We start from the raw sequence: 16,142 nt of genomic DNA, 5'->3' as shown, positions 1-16,142 counted from the left end.
TCGTTCACCCTTGTCACGTGCCAGCCATACTCTGAACAAACGCTCTCTTGTCAGGAGGTCCCCATGGGGGACATCGCACGCCAACGTACCTCATGCACATTGACGCCCTTGTCCGCTCTGTTGTGTGTCGCCGCCCTGGTACTGCTGTTCTCGCTGATCGGCATCTTCACCCGCCCCCCCAACCTGCTGGCGGCCTTCTGGCCTGCCAATGCGGTCCTGCTCGGCTGCATGGTGCGCTATCCACGCCTGGCCACCCCGGCGGGCTGGGCCGGCGGCATACTGGGCTTTTTTCTTGCCGCCCTCTTCATCGGCGAGCCCCTGTTCAAAACCATCCTGCTGACCTGCGGCAACCTGGCCGGCATCGGCGTCGGGTATCTGCTGATGCATCGGCTCGCGCCTGCCGACAAGCTCCTCAGGCGCCCCACCTCCCTCGTGCTCCTGCTGCGAAACACCCTGGCCGCCTCCCTCGCCGCCGGCGTGGTCGGCGCCATCATCAATCCCATCCTGTCTCTGGGCCCCCCGCTCTACGGGCTGGGCTTCTGGTTTGCCAGCGAGCTGGTGAACTACATGACCATACTGCCGGTGCTCCTGACACTGCCTCCCCATGACAGCGTGCCCCCCTGGCGCACCCTCCTCTACCGCACCGAGTTCTCCTGGGCCAGATTGATGCCGCTGCTGAGCCTGGTGGCCTCCCTGCTGCTCACCCTGCTCGTCGAGGGGCCGGGATCCATCGCCTTCCCGGTACCGGCGCTGCTCTGGTGCGCCGTCACCTACTCCGTCTTCGCCACCAGCCTGCTGACCCTGAGTTACAGCACCCTGATCCTGATCGCCCTCTCAAACGGCCACCTCGTCATCAATCACGATGTCCAGACCCAGTACTGGATGTTCTCCGTCCGGATAGGGGTCATGTTGATCGCTCTCACCCCCCTGACCGCCGCCAGCATCATGGCGGCCCGCAACAGCCTGCTGCGGGAGATGAAACACCTGGCCCACCACGATCACCTGACCGGTGCGCTGAACCGGGCCGGCTTCTGGTCGGCCGCCAATGAACTGCTCCAGCACCTCACGGTGCAGCGCTACCCTGTGGCGATCTGCATGCTGGACATCGATCATTTCAAACGCATCAATGATCGTCACGGCCACGAAGAGGGTGACAACCAGTTGAGCAACTTCGCGGCCCGGGTGCGCGACCAGCTTCGACCGGGGGATCTCTTCTGTCGCCTGGGGGGAGAGGAGTTCGTGGCCATCTGGCCCGGCCTCAGCGAGGAGCAGGCCATGGCGGTAGCCGAGCGGCTGCGAAAAATCGTCGCGCAGCCAGGGGAAGAAAAGGGAGCCGAGCCCGCCGTCTGCATCACGGTCAGCATCGGTATCGCCTCCCAGAGAGAGGGCCCCTTCAATCTGGACGAGCTGCTCTCTCGCGCCGATCAGGCGCTCTATCTGGCCAAGCACAATGGCCGCAACCGGGTGGAACGCTATTCGGCCGAGCAGGCTTCCCCCAGCATCGGGCAATCTTGCGGCGCCTGAATGGTGTGCCCCTTGTCGTCATCATCCTGCCTCTGCCGGCAGCGGGGCGGGCAGATGAAGATGGAGCCCGTCCGGTGCCACCTCGATCTCGATCCCGCGCCAGTCCCGCAGCCAGCCCTTGAGCCTGTCGTCATACCGCCTTGTTCCCCCCATCTGCACCACCTGGCAACCCGCCTGCAGGGCGCTGGCGATGCCCGCTGGTGCATCCTCGAACACCAGGCAATCGGCCGGAGCCAGTCCCAACCGGCTGGCAGCCAGCAAATAAGGCTCGGGATCCGGCTTGCCCCGTACCACATCCCCGGCGCACACCAGGAGACGGGGCAGCGGCAATCCGGCGTGCAGCAGCCGGTGCTCTGCCACCCTCCGGCTTGCGGAAGTCACCAGCGCCCAGCGCGTCGGCGGCAGCTGTTCGAGCCGTCGCCGGGCACCGTCCAGGGGCATCGGCGCCGCAGCGTATTCCATCTCCAGATCGTCGAGCAGGGCCACCTCCACCGCCATGTCCAGCTGGGGAGCCAGGGCCCCTATCACCTCCCGTGAGCGCACGCCGTGACACATGGCGAGCACGGGAGCGGGATCCAGCCCATGGTGCTGACACCAGCGCCGCCACACGACTTCCACGTCGCCGGTGGAGTGGACCAGGGTCCCGTCCATGTCCAGCAGCAGGGCCGCGGCCCTCACGCGCACCGCGCTCACAGGGCTCTCCCCGCCAGCGCATCGGCGAAGACCTGCCGCTGGGCAGCGGCCTCGTAACAGGCGAGCGCCTGCTCCGCATTGCTGGCCCACACCGGCAAGGGGGCGACGACGAACCCCTGCTGCAACAGGCTGGTCAGCAGTTCCCCGGTCTCCGGTGCGGCCAGCGGCTGAGCCATCACCAGGCTCCCCTTGATCAAGAACAGATAGCGTTCGCTCGACATGACATGACTCCTTGTGGCTGAACAGCGGGCAAGCAGGCCCGTTTCGAGACCATTAGAACAAGGAGATTAGATAATTTATAATCAATAAATCGCCACATTGGATAACCAAATGGAATGAGATTCGACCTGAGACAATTGCAGGCCTTCGTCATGCTGGCCGAGAGTGCCAACTACCGGGAGGCGGCCAGCCGGCTTTTTGTGACGCAACCGGCCCTGACCAAGCAGATCCAGGGGCTGGAGCAGGCCCTCGGCAGCACCCTGTTCAACCGGGGCCGCCACGGGGCCGAGCTGACCGCCATCGGCCTCCAGTTGCTGCCCCAGGCCAGGGCTCTGGTGGATCACGGCAAGGGATTCGAGCGGCATGCCCTGGCGTTGGCAAGCGGTGCCGCCGGACGCCTCAACATCGGGTTCGGGCTCTCCAGCTTCGCACTGGCCCCCTCCCTGGTGGCCCGTTTCAAACAGCAGGCCCCCGACGTGCTGGTCCACCTGCGGGACACCACCTCCGCCATCCAGCAGGAACACTTGCTGGCGGGTCGGCTGCAACTGGGCTTCATGCGACGGCCTGATGCGCCGCAGCTGAGGGAACACAGGTTACTGACGGACAGACTGGTGCTGGCCGTCCCCACCCAGGTGGCAGGGCCGGACTTCGACCTGGAGCGGGCGCTGATCCGCGATCCCTTGCTGCAGATGGTGGGCCATCGCTGCCCGGGTCTCAGCCAGCAGATCGCCCGCTTTCTCGGCGCCAACCGGCTGACCGGTCTCATCCAGGAGGCGGAAGACATCCAGACCCTGGTGGCCCTGGTGGCCGCCGGTATCGGCAACGCCATCCTGCCGCGCAGCGTAGGGTTCATCGCGGGCAAGGAGGTGACCCTCTACCCTCTCTCCGGCCCCTGGTCGGAATGGGAAATCAGCCTGGTGTGGAACCCGGAATTTGCCGATCCCATCCGGGATCGCTTTCTGGCCCTGGTCAGGGCGGCATATCCGCAGAGCCACAGCCTCTGAGAGGAGCGCAGCCCGAACCGGAATCCTGAAGTACATAACGGCTGGCTAATGGCCACACCACTGCCGCTCGCAGGGGATGCCGTCTCCTTCCCCATCCATCTTGGTATTGGGGCAATTTTGCAAAAACCAGGTCGCCTCCTCGCAGGAAGTCATCTGGGAGCAATGCTGACGGCCATCGCACTGACGAACAAAAGTCGGAACCTGAACCGTACTGTTCGAAGTACTGTCCTCCTGGCTAAAAGAGGGAGCGGATGGAAGTGAGGCAAACTCGGCCGAGAAGCGGGAATAGAGGGAGAACAACCCCGCCAGCACCAATAGGGGGATTAACTTGCCACCCCAGCTCCCCTTGCGACGAGGAGCATGATACTCCCGGGTTCTATATGTGGTGGCGTGTGGTGCCCGAGGGCTCAAATCCTCCCTGCTCCCACGATCCAGCATGGATGGCATAGGTCCGCCAGCCAGCGAGAGCGGGCGGTCGGGAAAGAACACTTGTACGGCACAAGGCTTGCCATCCTTGCTGCTCCCGATCAGATAGGAAACCTTTTCCCCCACCTCCGGCGGCCTGCCATCGAATTGCAGGGTGGTGATGTGAACAAAAAGATCGGCACCGCCCTGCTCCTGCTTGATGAACCCGAAACCGCGTTGTGAATTCCAGCTCGCGATCCTGCCCTGATAACGCATGTCCTCATCCTTGTGGCCAGTACGGTTCCACTCATGTTGCCCGAAATTGGTTCGGTTTCAACAGAGCATTGGCATGAAAAATGAGTGGATTAGATACGAGTGGTCAGAGCAGCTCCGCGACCTTGATGATCTCGGCAATGCGACCGAGCATGCGCAGGGAAGCCTGGTGTTCTGCGGCATCCGCCGCCGCGCAGGCATCTTCCAGGATGGTGATGGCGTAGTCCCGATCGTGGCCATCTCGCACCGCCCCCTGAATGGCCCAGCTGGTGCTCACGCCGCACACATAGAGATGCTCGATGCGATTGGCCCGTAGCGCGGGCTCCAGCGCCGTGCCGTAGAAGGGGCTGACCCTGGGTTTGGTCAGCACCAGATCCCCGGGTTGTACATCGAGATCCGGGTGAAAGTCGGTGCCGCTGTCCGCCAGGGAGAGGGCCCCGAACTGCCGGGCACGGCCAAACATGGGGGAACCCCTGGGTTGCAGCAGATAGCCCTCGTCAAACCCCACCTTGATGAGCACCACCAGCCAGCCGTGAGCGCGGGCATGAGCCAGCGCCTGATTGGCGTGCACAATGGCGTTCTGCTCGATCACCTGGGCCGCCGAGGCGGCGATGCGCCCGTCCGGGTGGGCGATGTCGTTGATGAAATCGATCACCAGCAATGCCTTGTTCATGGTGTGCTCCCCCCTTGCCTGAGGCCGTTTTGCCCCTGCGCCGCCTGGATCACTCCTCGCGGCCATATAAAAAACCGGCTGGCACCATCACACGGATTGATATGCCACCCGATTGGCACCTGGCAGTGCCACGCACTGCCTCATACCAGCCCAAGCGCATAGCGTAGCGCCATCTCCTTGAGGGGGCCCGCCTTGTCCGCCAGATTCAGCGCCAGGTTGCGGGCAAGCCTGAGGGGGCCTATCTCGTTGCTGAAGACCCCGTAGAAGAGATCCATCCCCGACTGCATCAGCAGGTTGTCAGGGCGGCGTCGTCCCTCGTAACGCCCGGCCAGCGACAGATCGTGCCACTGTGCCCCCGCCTTGCCGAGCAACCCGGTCCAGCAGGCCACGTCCTTGAAACCGAGGTTCACCCCCTGCCCCGCCAGCGGATTGATGGTGTGGGCCGCATCCCCGAGCAGCACCACTCGCCCGGCGTGATAGTCGTTGGCGTGGCGGCGCACCAGGGGGAAGCTCCCCTTGTCCGTCACGGTGAAACCGCCAAGGCGGCTCGGGAAGTGGCGGCGCACCTCGACGGCCAGGGCCTCGTTGCTCATGGCGGCCAGCGCCCGGATGCGGGCCGGGCTGTCATACCAGACCAGGGAGCCATGGCGGCCCGGCAGCGGCAGGAAGGCGCGCGGGCCACTCGGGGTGAACTGCTGCCAGGTGATGTCTTCCTGGGCAAAATCGGTGTCGATGTTGATCAGCATGCAGTGCTGGCGGTACTCGAAACGCGACACCCCGATGCCGGCCAATCGCCGGGTGTGGGATTCGGCACCGTCGCAGGCCAGCACCCAGTGCGCCTGCAGCTCGGTGCCGTCATCCAGGGTCAGCACCGCGTCATCCGCACTCTGGCGCAGGCTCGTCACCGCCGCCGGGGTATGGGTCTGGATGGTCGGGAAATCCTCCATCCTTTTCAGGAGCGCGAGCTGGATCAGCCGGTTTTCGATGATGTAGCCGAGCTGGGGCAGCCCGAGATCCACCGCGTCGAAGCGGGTAGCGAAGCCGTCCAGCTCCCAGGTCTCCAGCCGGCGATAGGGGCACAGCCGCATCTGCTGCAGATATTGCCAGGCACCGGCCCGGGTCAGCAGCGCCACCGAGGCCTGACTGATGGCGGAAACCCGCAGATCCAGCGGCTGCTCGGGGGCATAGGGCTCGGGCAACCGGGTCTCGATGACCCGTACCGAGAGCCCCTCTGCCGCCAGCAGGCAGGCGGTGGCGGCGCCCACCATGCCGGCGCCGACGATGGCGATATCACACTGTTCCATAACTTGATTCCTGCAAGGAGTCCCCGCGATAAGGGGCAAGGGCCGAACCGAATGGGGCATGATAACGCAAGGAGGCGGCAGAAACAGTGAGGGGGATGCGCAATTGCCGACGACAAGCCGGCCCTGATGGCGACGGGCGGCCCCAGACTGGTCAGCACCGGGATTGCGGAGTAAAATGGCCGGTCCTTTGACCCTGCCGATTTCAAAACCAGTCACGAGAAGCAATGAGCAAGAAACTTCATATCAAGACCTGGGGCTGCCAGATGAACGAGTACGACTCGTCCAAGATGGCGGACCTGCTGGATGCCAGCAATGGCTACACGCTTACCGAGGAGCCGGAAGAGGCAGATGTGCTGCTGCTCAACACTTGTTCCATCCGCGAGAAGGCCCAGGAGAAGGTGTTCCACCAGCTCGGTCGCTGGAAGAAGCTCAAGGCGAAAAAACCGGGGCTGGTGATCGGGGTGGGCGGCTGCGTCGCCTCCCAGGAAGGGGAGAACCTGCGCAGCCGGGCGCCCTATGTGGACATCGTCTTCGGACCCCAGACCCTGCACCGCCTGCCGACCATGATCAAGCAGGTGCAGGAGGGGCGCGGTGCCCAGGTGGACATCGCCTTCCCCGAAATCGAGAAGTTCGACAACCTGCCCGAACCCCGTGCCGAGGGGGCGACCGCCTTCGTTTCCATCATGGAAGGCTGCTCCAAGTACTGCTCCTTCTGCGTGGTGCCCTACACCCGTGGCGAGGAGGTGAGCCGGCCACTGGATGACGTGCTCTATGAAATCGCCCAGCTCGCCCAGCAAGGGGTGCGCGAAGTGAACCTGCTCGGCCAGAACGTCAACGCCTACCGGGGGCCGACCTTCGACGGGGAGGTCTGCACCTTCGCCGAGCTGCTGCGCCTGGTGGCTGCCATCGACGGCATCGACCGCATTCGCTACACCACCAGCCACCCGGTCGAGTTCACCGACGACATCATCGAGGTCTATCGTGATACCCCCGAGGTGGTCAGCTTCCTGCACTTGCCCATCCAGAGCGGCTCGGATCGCATCCTGACCATGATGAAGCGCCCGCACACCGTGCTGGAGTACAAGTCCAAGATCCGCCGCCTGCGCGCCGTGCGTCCCGACATCACCATGAGCTCCGACTTCATCGTCGGCTTCCCGAACGAGACGGACGAAGACTTCGAGGCCACCATGAAACTCATCGAGGAGATCAACTTCGACATGAGCTTCAGCTTCATCTACAGCCCGCGCCCCGGCACCCCGGCCGCGGACCTGCCGGACGACGTCGACATGGAAGTGAAGAAGGCCCGCCTGACCCGACTGCAAAACCGCATCAATCACCAGTCCATGCTCATAGGCCGCGCCATGTTGGGCTCGGTGCAGCGCATCCTGGTGGAGGGGCCCTCCAAGATGGATCCCATGCAGCTCAGTGGCCGCACCGAGAACAACCGGGTGGTCAACTTCGAAGGGCCGCACCGCCTCATCGGCGGCTTCGCCGACGTGGAGATCACCGACGTACGCCCCTACTCCCTGCGCGGCCGCTTCATCCGCGGCGAGGACGAAATGAACCTGCGCATCGCCACGGCCCCGAGCGAGATCCTCGCCCGTCGTCCTGACAACGTGCCCGATGATCTGGGCGTTGCGGCCTTCAGACCCCATTGATGACTCTCTCCCCCGCCCCGTGGCGGGGGAACAACCGATAAGAGGACACCTTGAGCCGACACATCTCCACCCTGAATCTGCATCTGGAACCCGCCGACAACCAGCGCCTCGCCAGCCTGTGCGGACCCTTTGACGACAACCTCAAGCAGCTGGAGCGACGTCTCGGCATCGAGATAAGCTACCGGGACAACCACTTCCAAGTGATCGGCAAGCAGGCCCAGGTGGAGGCGGCTGCCGTCATCCTCAAGCACCTCTATGTGGAAACCCAGCCCCTCAAGGGGAGCAAGGTGAGTGACATCACCCCCGAGATGGTGCACCTGGCGGTGCAGGAGTCCCGCGTGCTGGAGCAGGACGACGAACCCGCCCCTTCCCTGCCGTATGGCAAGGAGGTCACGGTCAAGACCAAGCGCGGTCTCATCAAGCCCCGCAGCCCGAACCAGGCCCAGTACATCGCCAATATCGTGCGCCACGACATCAGCTTCGGCATCGGGCCCGCCGGGACCGGCAAGACCTATCTCGCCGTGGCCGCCGCCGTGGATGCCCTGGAGCGCCAGGAGATCCGCCGCATCCTGCTGACCCGCCCGGCGGTGGAAGCCGGTGAGAAGCTCGGCTTCTTGCCCGGCGATCTTTCCCAGAAGGTGGACCCCTACCTGCGCCCCCTCTACGACGCCCTGTTCGAGATGCTGGGCTTCGAACGGGTGGAGAAGCTGATGGAGCGCAACGTCATCGAGGTGGCGCCGCTCGCCTACATGCGAGGCAGAACCTTGAATGACGCCTTTATCATCTTGGACGAGGCCCAGAACACCACCACGGAGCAGATGAAGATGTTCCTGACCCGCATCGGCTTTAACTCCAAGGCGGTGGTGACCGGCGACATCACCCAGGTAGACTTGCCTCGCAGCACCAAATCCGGTCTGCGCCACGCCCTGGAGGTGTTGCAGGGGGTCGATGGCCTCTCCTTCAACTTCTTCGAGTCCAAGGACGTGGTGCGCCATCCCGTGGTGGCCCGCATCGTGCAGGCCTACGAGGCATTCGATGCCCAGCAGGCGGCCGAGAAGAGCGCAGCCACTCCCCGCAACGAGAACACCAGCAAAGAGAGTGCCCAATGAGCGTGACCCTGGATCTGCAACTGGCCTGCGCCAGCCCGGACGGCCTGCCGACCGAGGCCCAGCTGCAATGCTGGCTCGATGGCACCATTCTGGGCTTCCAGCCCGAGGCCGAGGTGACGGTACGTCTGGTGGACGAGGCGGAGAGCCGCGAGCTCAACCACACCTATCGCGGCAAGGACAAGCCCACCAACGTGCTCTCCTTCCCCTTCGAGGCGCCACCGGGTCTCGAGCTGCCCCTGCTCGGGGATCTGGTGATCTGCCGCCAGGTGGTCGAGGCCGAAGCCGTCGAACAGGGCAAGCCCCTGATGGCCCATTGGGCTCACATGGTTGTGCATGGCAGTCTGCATCTGCTAGGTTATGACCATATCGAGGACGAGGAAGCCGAGGAGATGGAGCTGCTCGAGCGCGACATCATGCAGGAACTGGGCTTCGCCGATCCTTATCTGAACGACGAAGTGTAACGAACCGGATGGTCATCGTCTTGAAACAGCCGATGCCCATCCTCATATAGCCACAACGATTTCAAGTGTGTTCATACGAGTAACCAAGAGAGAAAATGACCGACGATCACCCTAGTACCGGCTCGCCGAAGAAAACCTGGCTCGACAAACTCAGCCAACTCTTCCAGGGCGAGCCAAAAGACCGCAACGATCTGGTAGAGGTCATCGCCGATGCCGAAGAGCGGGACCTCATCGATCAGGACACCAAGGACATGATCGAGGGCGTGCTCGAGATTGCCGAGCTGCGCGTGCGTGACATCATGATCCCCCGCTCCCAGATGGTGACCATCGAGAAGTCCCAGCCGGTGGACGAGTTCCTGCCGGTCATCATCGAATCCGGCCACTCCCGCTTCCCGGTGATCAACGAAGACAAGGATCACGTGGAGGGCATCTTGCTCGCCAAGGATCTGTTGCCGTTCGGTTTTGGCGGCCAGCATGCCAGCGAACCGCTCCAGCTGGAGAAGATCCTGCGTCCCACGGTGATCGTGCCGGAGAGCAAGCGGGTCGATCGCCTGCTCAAGGAGTTCCGGGAAGAGCGCTACCACATGGCCATCGTAGTGGACGAATTTGGCGGTGTCTCTGGCCTCGTGACCATCGAGGACATTCTGGAGCTCATCGTCGGCGAGATTGACGACGAGTTCGACGACATCGAGGATGAGCCGGAAGAGATCCGCCGCATCAGCAAGCGGGTCTTCTCGGTGAGCGCGCTGACCGAGATCGAGGACTTCAACGACTTCTTCGGCACCCAGTTCAGCGATGAAGAGGTGGACACCGTCGGCGGTCTGGTGATGCACGCCTTCAGCCACCTGCCCAAGAAGGGTGAAGAGATCGAACTCGACGGCTACCTGTTCAAGGTGATGCACGCCGATCGCCGTCGCCTGCAACAGTTGCAGGTGAAGATCCCCGAGCATCATGCGGCGGCGCAGCCGGAGTCCTGATCCCGCCCAGCACCACGCACATCCCGCGCCCCTCTCGTCAGGGGCGCTTTTTTTGCCTCTCTCCCGCCGCGCGACCGCCCCTGGACCCACGCCGACCGCGAGGCTCGCCGTTGACCCGGTTTGCGGTTAAGATGTCGGCCATTGTGTTTCCATTCAGTCCAATTCGAGCCCCGATCCCCCGTGAAATCGAAACTCCTGACCAGCCTGTTTGCCATTGTCAGCGGCGCCATCGCCGTGCTGGCCTTCTCCCCTTTCGGCTACTGGCCCCTGGTGATCCCCTCCCTGCTCGGCCTTTACGCCCTGCTGGACAAGGCCACCCCCAAACAGGCAGCCTGGCGCGGCTTCGGCTACGCCATGGGTCTGTTCCTGCCCGGGCAGTGGTGGATCCACGTCAGCATGACGGAGTTTGGCGGCATTCCGCTGCCGGCCGCCTTCGTGCTGCTGGCCGGGCTCTGCGCCTATCTCTCCCTCTACCCGACCCTGGCCTGCTGGCTCTTCGCCCGCTTCTTTGTCGGCCGCCACTGGAGTCGCTGGCTGCTCGCCTTCCCGGCGCTCTGGCTGATGGCCGACTGGCTGCGGGGCTGGGTGATGACCGGCTACCCCTGGCTCTGGTTCGGCTACACCCAGATAGACGGCCCCCTCAAGGGCTTCGCTCCCCTTCTCGGGGTGCAGGGCATCACCCTCGCCCTGCTGCTCACCGCCTCCGCCCTCTGGCTGGTATGGCAGCACCGCAAGCCGGCCTGGCTGCTGCTCCCCGTCGCCCTGGTGGGCGCCGCCCAGGGGCTGATGCAGCTCAACTGGGTGACCCGGGGTGAACCGGTCAAGGTCGCGCTGGTGCAGGGCAACATCGAGCAGTCCCTCAAGTGGGATCCGGAGGCCCTGGTGCCGACCGTGCGCAAGTATCAGGATCTCAGCCGCGAGAACCAGGATGCCGACATCATCGTCTGGCCGGAGTCCGCCATCCCGGCCATCGAGAAGGAGATGGGTACCTATCTGGAGAGCCTGGACAAGGCGATGAAGGTGAACGACACCGGCCTGCTGGCGGGGATCATCCATTACGATCTGAAACAGCAGCGCTTCTTCAATACCGTGCTCGGCATGGGGGTACAGGATGCTGAGGGCAAGGAGTCCTACTACTACGAGCACAAGAACCGCTACTACAAGTACCACCTGCTGCCCATCGGCGAGTTCGTGCCCTTTGAAGATCTGCTGCGTCCCATCGCCCCCTTCTTCAACCTGCCCATGTCCTCCTTCAGCCGGGGAGACGAGGTGCAGCCGAACCTGATCGCCAAGGGGCTCAAGTTTGCCGCCGCCATCTGTTACGAGATCATCTTCCCGGACGAGGTGCGCCGCAACGTGCAGCCGGATACCGACTTCCTGCTGACCGTCTCCAACGACGCCTGGTTCGGCACCAGCATCGGCCCCTGGCAGCACATGGAGATCGCCCGCATGCGCGCCCTCGAGCTGGCCCGCCCGCTGCTGCGCGACACCAACACTGGCATTACCATCGTCACCGAGATAGACGGCAGCATCATCGCCCAGATCCCGCAGTTCGAGGCTGGAGTATTGCGTGCCGAGGTACGCCCCGCCCACGGCGTGACCCCCTATCTGCGTTTTGGCAGCTGGCCCATGTATGGCCTGGCCGCCGCCCTGCTGGGGCTGGCCCTGTGGCTACGCCCCCGTGCCCACCCCTGGGCACGCAAGGGCTAAGACCACACAACCCCGATAAACAAAAGAGGCGCCCTTGGGCGCCTCTTTTTATGGCTTGGCTTATGGCTTGGCACAGTCTGGCGGCTCAAGGAGACAGCGGCTCACGGTGATACTCATCGGCCCCGCACTCGGGGCAGGTGCCAAGCTGCTCCGGGTGCAGCACGGTATGGCGCCACTCGCAGTGATCGCACACCAATACTCCGAGCCCCACCCAGTCGCCGGCCCGGTAGACCCCCTTGTGCTCCAGCTCGTCCGCCAACTCCTGCCACTCCACCTGGGTGCGGTCGGTCACGTCTGCCAGCCAGGACCAGGCGGTGTCCTTGAGCGCCAGCATGAAGGCGGACTCCTCCACCTGCTCATCCTTGCGCCCTTCGTCATAGTTGCCCAGATCCCGCTTCACATACTCGGCGATCAGCGCCAGCTCGTCCTGGGTCAGATCCCCGGCCGCCTCCAGATAGGCCTGCACCTTGGCGATCATCCGGTTGAGGCGCTCTCCCTGAAACGCTTCCGTCTCTTCCCACTGCTTCTTGAGCTGGGCGATAAAGGCTTCATACCCTTGTCGACGTTTGTCCATGGCCATCACTCCTCTGCTGAATCCCGATCGAGCCAGACCCTGACCTCGGGCTCGGCGGATACGGGCGGCGGTTGCCATTCTCACTTCGTTGCGACTCTCGCGGCTCTGCAAATCCTCGCGGGTACCGGACCTGGCCCGAGACCGGGCGGATGCTGGCGGTTGTTGCCGCCGCAGGATATGGGTATTCTATCGGGATTTCCCAGCCGTTTTATCTATTCATTTCACAGATCCGGATGTCACCAATGCAAGAGCAATACGTTCCCCAATCCATAGAACCAGCAGTGCAGAAGCACTGGGATGCCAAGAAAACCTTCAAGGCGGTGGAGAAAGTAGACAAGGAAAAGTTCTACTGCCTCTCCATGTTCCCCTATCCGTCTGGTCGTCTACACATGGGGCACGTTCGCAACTACACCATAGGTGATGTGATCTCCCGTTATCAACGGCTCAATGGCAAGAACGTGCTGCAACCCATCGGTTGGGACGCCTTCGGCCTGCCTGCAGAAAACGCCGCCATCAAGAACAACACGGCGCCGGCCCCCTGGACCTACGAAAACATCGAATACATGAAGAACCAGCTGAAGATGCTGGGTCTGGGTTATGACTGGGATCGCGAGCTGGCCACCTGCAAGCCGGACTACTATCGCTGGGAGCAGTGGTTCTTCACCAAGCTCTACGAGAAGGGTTTGGTCTACAAGAAGACCTCCTCCGTCAACTGGTGCCCGAACGACATGACGGTGCTGGCCAACGAGCAGGTAGTGGACAACTGCTGCTGGCGCTGTGACACCCCGGTGGAGCAGAAAGAGATCCCTCAGTGGTTCATCAAGATCACCGACTACGCCGAAGAGCTGTTGAACGACATCGACAATCTGGAAGGCTGGCCGGAGATGGTCAAGACCATGCAGCGCAACTGGATTGGCCGCTCCGAAGGGGTCAACATCAGCTTCAATATCGACGGTCAGACCGAGCACCTCGAGGTCTACACCACCCGTCCGGACACCTTCATGGGTGTGACCTATGTGGGCATCGCCGCCGGTCACCCGCTGGCGCTGCAAGCAGCCCAGAACAATCCGGAGCTGGCCGCCTTCATCGAAGAGTGCAAGAACACCAAGGTAGCCGAAGCTGAACTGGCCACCATGGAGAAGAAGGGCATGGCCACCGGCCTCTACGCCATTCACCCGCTGGATGGCCGCAAGGTGCCGGTCTGGGTCGCCAACTTCGTGCTGATGAACTACGGCACCGGCGCCGTGATGGCGGTTCCGGCCCACGATCAGCGTGACTTCGAATTCGCCACCAAATATGGCCTCGACATCAAGGCGGTGATCAAGCCGGTTGATGGCGGCGTCGACGTGAGCGAAGCGGCTTATACCGAGAAGGGCGTGCTGTTCAACTCCGGCGAGTTCGACGGTCTCGACTTCCAGGGTGCCTTCGATGCCATCGCCAACAAGCTGGAAGGGCTCGGCAAGGGCAAGCGCACCGTCAACTACCGTCTGCGCGACTGGGGGGTTTCCCGTCAGCGCTACTGGGGCGCTCCCATCCCCATGCTGACCCTGGCGGATGGTACCGTGGTGCCGACCCCGGAAGATCAACTGCCGGTACTGCTGCCGGAAGATGTGGTGATGGATGGCATCCAGAGCCCCATCAAGGCTGACGCCGAGTGGGCCAAGACCACCTACAACGGCCAGGAAGCGTTCCGCGAGACCGATACCTTCGACACCTTCATGGAGTCCTCCTGGTACTACGCCCGCTACTGCTCCCCGGACTACGACAAGGGTATGTTGGATCCGGCGGCCGCCAACCACTGGCTGCCGGTGGATCAGTACATCGGCGGCATCGAGCACGCCTGTATGCACCTGCTCTATGCCCGCTTCTTCCACAAGCTGCTGCGCGATGCGGGCCTGGTGAACAGCGACGAGCCGTTCAAGCGTCTGCTTTGCCAGGGCATGGTGCTGGCCGACGCCTTCTACTACAAGGATGAGAAGGGCGGCAACGTCTGGGTCAGCCCCCTCGACGTCAAGGTGGAACGTGACGACAAGGGCCGCATCACCAAGGCTGTCGACCTTGAGGGTCGTGAAGTGATGCACTCCGGCATGACCAAGATGTCCAAGTCCAAGAACAACGGCATCGACCCGCAGTTGATGGTCGAGCGTTACGGCGCCGATACCGTCCGTCTGTTCATGATGTTCGCCTCTCCGGCCGAGATGACCCTGGAGTGGTCCGACTCCGGCGTGGAAGGTGCCCAGCGCTTCCTGCGTCGCCTGTGGCGCATCACCTTCGAGCACGTATCCGGTGGCGCCGTTGCCGCACTGGACGTCGCCGCCCTCACCAGCGACCAGAAAGCCGTGCGCCGCGAGCTGCACAAGACCATCGCCAAGGTGAGCGACGATGTGGGTCGCCGTCAGACCTTCAACACCGCCATCGCTGCCATCATGGAGCTGATGAACAACCTGGCAAAACTGGGCAGCGACGCTCAGGATCGCGCCCTGATGCAGGAAGCGCTGGAAGCGGTCGTGGTCATGCTCTACCCCATCACCCCGCACATCGGCTTCGAGCTGTGGAAGATGCTGGGCAAGGAAGGGGACATCGATGTCGCGGCCTGGCCGGTGGCTGACGAAGCGGCCATGGTCGAGACCGAGAAGCTGGTGGTGGTGCAGATCAACGGCAAGATGCGCGGCAAGCTGACCGTGCCGGCCGAGATAAGCCAGGCCGACGTCGAGAAGCTTGCCATGGCCGATGCGTCCGTACAGAAGTTCACCGACGGTCTGACCGTGCGCAAAGTCGTGTACGTGCCGGGCAAGCTGCTCAACATCGTGGCCAACTGATGACGCCTCCCCTGGCGGCGGCCGACGGTCCGGGCCAGGGGCTGACGACACACGGATGATGACGGCGGGCCCTGCGCCCGCCGCTCTTCCCTTCATGCAAAGAGGATTTTTTATGGGCACCATCTTCACGCGCTGGATGGCCATCGTGCTGGCAGGACTGCTGCTGCAGGCCTGCGGTTTTCAGATGCGGGGCACCGCCATTCCCCCCGAGCTGATGACCATGAAAGTGGTCGGTGACAACAAAAGCGACTTCTACCGACTGGTCACCACCCGTCTCAAGGCCGCTGGCGTCGAACTCGCCGACAAGGAGGGCATCCCGGTGCTGACCCTGGCCGGGGTTCGTAGCCGCAGCCAGGTCGCCTCCGTCGACTCCATCGGCCAGGACCGCGAATACCTGCTGAGTTACAGCACCCAGTTCACCGTGGTCATGCCGGGCAAACCGACCCAGGTCTTCCCCATCACCTTCAACCGCAGCTTCCTGAACAAGCCGGATGCGGCACTCGCCTCCTCCCGCGAGCAGGAGCAGCTGGGCAAGGAGATGCAGGAGCAGGCCGCCAACCTGGTTATTCGCCAGCTCAGTCAGGTCAAGTTCTGATGCGCGTATCTTGATGAGAGGGTGTTGATGAGAGTCTATCCCGAGCAGTTTGCGGATCACCTCAAGGCAGGGCTCAAGCCCTGCTATCTCATTTTCGGGGACGATTTCCTGTTCAAGAATGAGCAAGCCATCGACCGTGCATCC

15 protein-coding genes and 1 pseudogene are annotated in these 16,142 nt (G+C 63.1%); 10 read left to right on the top strand and 6 right to left on the bottom strand.

What is annotated here, in order from left to right:
- Positions 1-63: 63 nt before the first annotated feature.
- Positions 64-1,524, top strand: coding sequence for a GGDEF domain-containing protein (locus AB5Y70_RS03755; protein WP_223919828.1), 1,461 nt, complete (start codon positions 64-66; stop codon positions 1,522-1,524).
- A gap of 21 nt (positions 1,525-1,545) precedes the next feature.
- Here AB5Y70_RS03755 and AB5Y70_RS03750 read toward each other — a convergent pair whose 3' ends face one another.
- The gene (locus AB5Y70_RS03750; RefSeq protein WP_043153185.1) at positions 1,546-2,217 is read right to left on the bottom strand and encodes an HAD-IA family hydrolase; all 672 of its coding nucleotides are present in this window, start codon (positions 2,215-2,217) and stop codon (positions 1,546-1,548) included.
- The gene (locus AB5Y70_RS03745; RefSeq protein ID WP_010673776.1) at positions 2,214-2,438 is read right to left on the bottom strand and encodes a hypothetical protein; all 225 of its coding nucleotides are present in this window, start codon (positions 2,436-2,438) and stop codon (positions 2,214-2,216) included. Before AB5Y70_RS03745 ends, AB5Y70_RS03750 begins: the two co-directional genes overlap by 4 nt.
- A gap of 114 nt (positions 2,439-2,552) precedes the next feature.
- Between AB5Y70_RS03745 and AB5Y70_RS03740 the strand changes: the two genes are divergently transcribed.
- Entirely contained in the window at positions 2,553-3,440 is an 888-nt protein-coding gene (locus AB5Y70_RS03740; protein ID WP_043153188.1) for a LysR family transcriptional regulator, read from the top strand.
- A 45-nt stretch (positions 3,441-3,485) separates the two neighbouring features.
- On the opposite strand, the gene AB5Y70_RS03735 is transcribed toward AB5Y70_RS03740, so the two are convergent.
- The 3 genes from AB5Y70_RS03735 to AB5Y70_RS03725 form a co-directional block, all read right to left on the bottom strand.
- On the bottom strand, positions 3,486-4,121 hold the full coding sequence (locus AB5Y70_RS03735; protein ID WP_043153190.1) for a cold shock domain-containing protein: 636 nt from the start codon (positions 4,119-4,121) through the stop codon (positions 3,486-3,488).
- A gap of 103 nt (positions 4,122-4,224) precedes the next feature.
- Positions 4,225-4,791 carry a cysteine hydrolase family protein gene (locus tag AB5Y70_RS03730; RefSeq protein ID WP_043153192.1) on the bottom strand — a complete coding sequence of 189 codons (567 nt, stop codon included), beginning with the start codon at positions 4,789-4,791 and terminating at the stop codon, positions 4,225-4,227.
- 140 nt (positions 4,792-4,931) lie between these two features.
- Positions 4,932-6,095 (bottom strand): FAD-dependent monooxygenase, encoded by a 1,164-nt coding sequence (locus AB5Y70_RS03725; protein WP_043153194.1) that lies wholly within the window; start codon positions 6,093-6,095, stop codon positions 4,932-4,934.
- Positions 6,096-6,319: 224 nt separating this feature from the next.
- On the opposite strand from AB5Y70_RS03725, the gene miaB reads away from it, so the two are divergent.
- The 5 genes from miaB (at position 6,320) to lnt (ending at position 12,010) form a co-directional block, all read left to right on the top strand.
- Complete coding sequence (gene miaB / locus AB5Y70_RS03720) at positions 6,320-7,753, top strand: tRNA (N6-isopentenyl adenosine(37)-C2)-methylthiotransferase MiaB (protein WP_010673772.1); 1,434 nt, start codon at positions 6,320-6,322, stop codon at positions 7,751-7,753.
- 50 nt (positions 7,754-7,803) lie between these two features.
- The gene (locus AB5Y70_RS03715; RefSeq protein ID WP_010673771.1) at positions 7,804-8,862 is read left to right on the top strand and encodes a PhoH family protein; all 1,059 of its coding nucleotides are present in this window, start codon (positions 7,804-7,806) and stop codon (positions 8,860-8,862) included.
- Positions 8,859-9,323, top strand: coding sequence for an rRNA maturation RNase YbeY (gene ybeY / locus AB5Y70_RS03710; protein ID WP_043153196.1), 465 nt, complete (start codon positions 8,859-8,861; stop codon positions 9,321-9,323). The genes AB5Y70_RS03715 and ybeY overlap by 4 nt, the downstream gene beginning before the upstream one ends.
- Before the next feature lie 95 nt (positions 9,324-9,418).
- Positions 9,419-10,300, top strand: a complete 882-nt coding sequence (gene corC, locus AB5Y70_RS03705; protein ID WP_010673769.1) for a CNNM family magnesium/cobalt transport protein CorC — start codon at positions 9,419-9,421, stop codon at positions 10,298-10,300.
- A gap of 180 nt (positions 10,301-10,480) precedes the next feature.
- Positions 10,481-12,010, top strand: a complete 1,530-nt coding sequence (gene lnt, locus AB5Y70_RS03700) for an apolipoprotein N-acyltransferase (RefSeq protein WP_043153198.1) — start codon at positions 10,481-10,483, stop codon at positions 12,008-12,010.
- Positions 12,011-12,095: 85 nt separating this feature from the next.
- Here lnt and AB5Y70_RS03695 read toward each other — a convergent pair whose 3' ends face one another.
- Positions 12,096-12,584 (bottom strand): zinc ribbon-containing protein, encoded by a 489-nt coding sequence (locus AB5Y70_RS03695; RefSeq protein ID WP_041215952.1) that lies wholly within the window; start codon positions 12,582-12,584, stop codon positions 12,096-12,098.
- 242 nt (positions 12,585-12,826) lie between these two features.
- Between AB5Y70_RS03695 and leuS the strand changes: the two genes are divergently transcribed.
- From leuS to AB5Y70_RS03680, 3 genes and pseudogenes are all read left to right on the top strand, one after another.
- On the top strand, positions 12,827-15,403 hold the full coding sequence (gene leuS / locus AB5Y70_RS03690) for a leucine--tRNA ligase (protein ID WP_043153199.1): 2,577 nt from the start codon (positions 12,827-12,829) through the stop codon (positions 15,401-15,403).
- 112 nt (positions 15,404-15,515) lie between these two features.
- Complete coding sequence (gene lptE / locus AB5Y70_RS03685) at positions 15,516-15,998, top strand: LPS assembly lipoprotein LptE (protein ID WP_043153202.1); 483 nt, start codon at positions 15,516-15,518, stop codon at positions 15,996-15,998.
- A 27-nt stretch (positions 15,999-16,025) separates the two neighbouring features.
- Positions 16,026-16,133: pseudogene (locus tag AB5Y70_RS03680) on the top strand (DNA polymerase III subunit delta); the annotation flags it as partial.
- Between the last annotated feature and the right edge of the window lie 9 nt (positions 16,134-16,142).

It is taken from the genome of Aeromonas sp. s1(2024) (genome assembly GCF_040908005.1).
In the GTDB taxonomy this organism is placed as follows: domain Bacteria; phylum Pseudomonadota; class Gammaproteobacteria; order Enterobacterales; family Aeromonadaceae; genus Aeromonas; species Aeromonas caviae.
The sequence above is the reverse complement of the archived record's forward strand: the minus strand, read 5'-3'. Positions and strand labels throughout refer to the sequence as shown.